This window comes from Polynucleobacter sp. 35-46-11, from assembly GCF_002281105.1.
Window position 1 is genome coordinate 1 of the sequence record NZ_NCFJ01000190.1, and the last position, 4,313, is coordinate 4,313.

Annotated in this window: 3 protein-coding genes; 1 reads left to right on the top strand and 2 read right to left on the bottom strand. The window is 48.6% G+C overall.

Annotated features, from left to right (window positions below; genetic code table 11):
- Positions 1–99: 99 nt before the first annotated feature.
- Positions 100–1,725: an ethanolamine ammonia-lyase reactivating factor EutA gene (locus B7Y67_RS11470; protein WP_293598756.1), complete on the bottom strand. Its 1,626-nt coding sequence runs from the start codon at positions 1,723–1,725 to the stop codon at positions 100–102.
- A gap of 20 nt (positions 1,726–1,745) precedes the next feature.
- Positions 1,746–2,552, bottom strand: a complete 807-nt coding sequence (locus B7Y67_RS11475; RefSeq protein ID WP_293598757.1) for an IclR family transcriptional regulator — start codon at positions 2,550–2,552, stop codon at positions 1,746–1,748.
- A 460-nt stretch (positions 2,553–3,012) separates the two neighbouring features.
- Between B7Y67_RS11475 and B7Y67_RS11480 the strand changes: the two genes are divergently transcribed.
- Positions 3,013–4,313, top strand: a 1,301-nt coding sequence (locus tag B7Y67_RS11480) for a tripartite tricarboxylate transporter permease (protein WP_293598758.1), incomplete at its 3' end; no start/stop codon positions are given.

The window sequence follows — 4,313 nt, forward strand, 5'->3', positions numbered from 1 at the left end:
TCTCCGTAGCAAATTTCTTTGCCAAGTCCTCTGAAACCATCGCGTCTTTAGCCATGCCTGCTGTCCTCCATAAGGATCGTGAGCGTAAAAAATTCAGTATCAGTGTGTATGATGTGAGTGGTGATGTGCATGTTCATGCGGGTGATCATGTTCATTTTTATAGTCGTTTGCCATTCTCGGATCCTTTGAAAAAAGTAGCGATTTTATGGTGATCGGCACCGTATTCGATGGAATTCTGACAGTACCAAAATCGATGTAGTCAAAATCTGCCAGATTGACACCGTCCACGATCAGCAATGGCGCGCGCACGTACAATTCATACTGCAAAATCCGCCCCAACGTGCGGGCAATATCACCATCGATCACCACATAAACTGGACGATTGGATTGCATGGCGTCCGGCATTCCCATAGCCAAACCTTTAGCAAAAGCTGCAATCCGTTCATACCGCGGCGGGCCCGACCAATGAAAAGCCAAGACAAAATCATCCTGATCATGCCGGACATCAAATTTATTCAAGCAGTCAGTAATTGCCAAAGCAATGGCTTCTGAGTCAACAATTTCAGAAAACTCATACATTGGCTGCATAACACGTAAATTTCGACGTGGTAGCACCGCCTCAGGGACGGGCACGTAAATCGTATTGCCGCTCAGCTGCACAGAATATTCCGATAACCCCAAAGCGGTAGCCCGAATTCCGGCTCCAGCGGGTAGCGCAGCCCATGGCAACTCACCTTTGGCAAGCATCTGAGCTATTTTGGTACCGATCAATTTCCCCATGTCATTAAAATCATGGTCTTCATGGCCATATATAAACTCCGAAACACCGCCAGAGAACATTACTGCTTCAATACCATCAAGACTTGGCAATTTATCGGTGAGCCAGAACGCCTCCAACTCTGGCGATGACTCTCCTGCGGTTACGGCAGCTATGATGGCGCGGGCCATCCAAGCCGCAACGGCGTCTTTCTCGTTGAGCGACACTTGATTATCAAGTTGCCAGTTGAAACCAGTCGATGCTGCAATCGCCTGACCGGCAGGCTCAAGACGTATTAACCGCTGCGCCGGGTCATAAACATGAAGGCGGCCGCCTATATGAATGGCAGCGGTTGCTGTCACACGACCAGCTTCGAGGATAGCGAATTTTGTGGTACCTCCACCGATATCTATGTTAAGAACACGCTTATGCTGCTCGTTTGAGGCCCACGCTGCACCAGAACCATATGCGGCGAGCATGGCTTCAATATGATGCCCCGCCATTGTACAAACGAAATCGCCTCCATGAGCCGCTAAAATATCCGCAATGTTGTGCGAATTTTCTCGCCTTAATGCTTCACCGGTAAGGATAACTGCTCCTGTATCAACCTGTGACGAAGCTATCGCTGCTGCATTATATGCAGTATCGATAATATCGCCCAACGCAGATTTGTCGATCAGCAAACCTGCAACATAAGGTGTAAGCGACACCGGCGATTGGTAGAGTTGCTCGCGCGAGACGACAAAGTATCGGCTCGATAGCTGGTCGCCACCACGTTGCAACATGATGCGCGAAAATATGACTTGGGTGCCTGATGATCCGATATCAATTCCGACGCTGATCAGCTCGACATTATCCGATTGCCACAGACCATCCTCATGCGGGTTATGATCAAGTGCGAAATCATCGTGATCATGATAGTGGTCTTCCTCCCATTCATGCATCATGACCGGGGAAACGGCGCTCACAATTTTTGAGAATATTCCCACTATTTTGCCATTCGCAGCGCTGGTGGCGCATAGCGAGGGCCAGCACCCAATTTAGTTGAAAGTGCGTCAGCCGCACGAGTGAGCGCCGGCAAATATGAGGTGAGCGTGCGTTTAGTTAGGCGTTGCACGGGACCAGAAATTCCTACCGCCGCAGCAACATCGTTGTCTCCCGAAAATACCGGGACAGCAATAGATCGAACGCCTATTTCACTCTCTTCGTAGTCAGTGGCGTAACCGCGGTCTTCGACCAGTTTCATCTCATCCGCAAACACCACTGGGTCGATTATCGTATTCAGGGTTTGACGAGACAAGCCCTGAGCGATGATCCTCGCCTGATCGTCCGGTGCACCAAAAGCCAAAAGAACCTTGCCTTCAGCCGAGCAATGCGCTGATAAACGCAAACCCATATGAGAACGAACCTTTATAGCGCTCGGACTTTCCAGACTATTCAGATAAATGAGACTATCGTCGCGCATGATTGCAAGATTGACTGTTTCCTGGGTTTTCTCACGCAACTCTCGCAGGAAAATTTTTGCTTCGTTATAAATATCCATTTTTCGGCGAGCCAACATACCCAGTTCAAAAACGGTCAAGCCAAGCCTGTATTTTCCCGTTTCCTTATTCTGATCGAGCATACCAGCATCAAGAAGGGTCGACGCCAAGCGATGGACAGTACTTTTGGCAAGACCCAGATGACGCGATAATGCGCCAATACCCAACTCGTTATGTTCATCCGTAAAGCTTTTCAATAGCAACATGGCTGTTGCTACAGACGACAACCTTCCGTCCTTTTGGGTGTTCCGCATAGAGGAATACATCTCCTTCATGCGGAACATATGACGAAGCTAGGCAGCCGTCAAGAATATTTTGATGCGGACGATCTCGTGATTAGTAACTTAGATCTTCGCTTTGAGTCTAAAATAGGTCATTCATTGAAAGGCCAATGACTTCTGCATCTCCGCTGCATAGCAGCAGACTTATCAACCTATCCGCGTTGGACAGTCACAAGTGTCTATCCGGAAAACTACTTAAGCCTCACCGCTTGACGAATTTTGGCATGATCGTATTATGTGACAAAGGTTCGCAATACGCACAATAGGCCTTGTTGGGCGTTGTCTGGGAAAGTAAGGAGACGTTTTATTATCATGAAGATGGTCCGGGCGCCCTGTCGTCCTTGGGCCATGTTATGTAATATGTTTTCTAAAGAGTGGTGCGTTAAAGCAAACCAAGATGGCGTAATGCCGGCCTGAGGCGGGAAGAGAAAAAATGTTCAGTGTTTGGATGAGCGGTTTCGAGAGTCTATTCGTATTAAAAGATATTTTGTACCTGATCGCTGGTGTTGGTTTCGGGATGTTCTTTGGCCTGGTACCGGGCCTTGGTGGCACTACTGGTTTAACTTTGCTGATCCCTCTAACCTTTGGCCTTGATACCGCCACGTCGATCGCATTGTCAGCGGGCGTTATGGGTGGTGTGCCAATGGGCGGTTCGATTTCCGCCATCCTGATCAACTCGCCTGGGTCCGCCCCTAATGCCGCAACTTGTCTTGATGGATTTCCGCTAGCGCAAAAAGGTAAGGGCGGGCTTGCCATTGGCGCAGCCGCCAGCGCCAACGCTATGGGTGGCATCATTGGCACGTTTGCATTACTGCTGATTATCCCCATCGCGCGCAATATTGTTCTGTCTTTTGGGCCGCCGCAATTTTTTCTGATGTGCGTATTTGGGCTGGTGATTGTTTCGCTCACTTCAAGTGGTAAATTGTTGGAAGGATTGCTGGTCGGCATGTTCGGCCTCATGATTTCAACAATCGGCTACGATGCAGTGACCGGCGACATCCGTTACGCTTTTGGTGTGCCATACCTATGGAATGGTATTCCGCTGGTGCCTGCACTCATTGGTCTCTTTCCATTAACACAAATGATCCGTCTTTTTGTCTCAGGTGGTACGATCGCTAAGACAGCAAATGCATTTAAATTTTCAGAAACTTTTGAAGGTGTAAGATCAACTTTCACACACTGGAAGGTGGTCCTGAGCGGATCGCTCGTCGGCACATTGATCGGTGCCATTCCGGGAGTTGGTGGTGTAGTCGCAGCCTTCGCTTCATATTCGATTATCTCTCAGACTGGTAATGACCGGGAGACATATGGCCACGGCAATATAAAAGGGGTGATCGCTCCCGAGGCTGCGATTAATGCAAAAGATTGCAGCACACTTATCCCAACACTGGCCTTTGGGATTCCTGGTAGCGCTGAAATGGCCGTCTTCCTCGCAATTTTAATTTTGCATGGCGTTGACCCCGGCCCACTTTTGATGATTGAACATCAGGACTTAATTTATGAATTGATTTGGGCGCTTGTTGCTGCCTGTGTATTTGCCTCGATTGCCGGTATTTTGCTTGCTAAATATTTGGCAAAGGTTACGGTTATTCGTGCCAATGTTCTGGTACCGCTGGTGATCAGTATCTCTGTGCTTGGTAGTTGGGCCGTTAATCAGAACATCGGTAATATTGTAATATCACTAGCGTTTGCGGTCATCGGCTTCATTATTACGGTCATCGACTACCCTCGCCT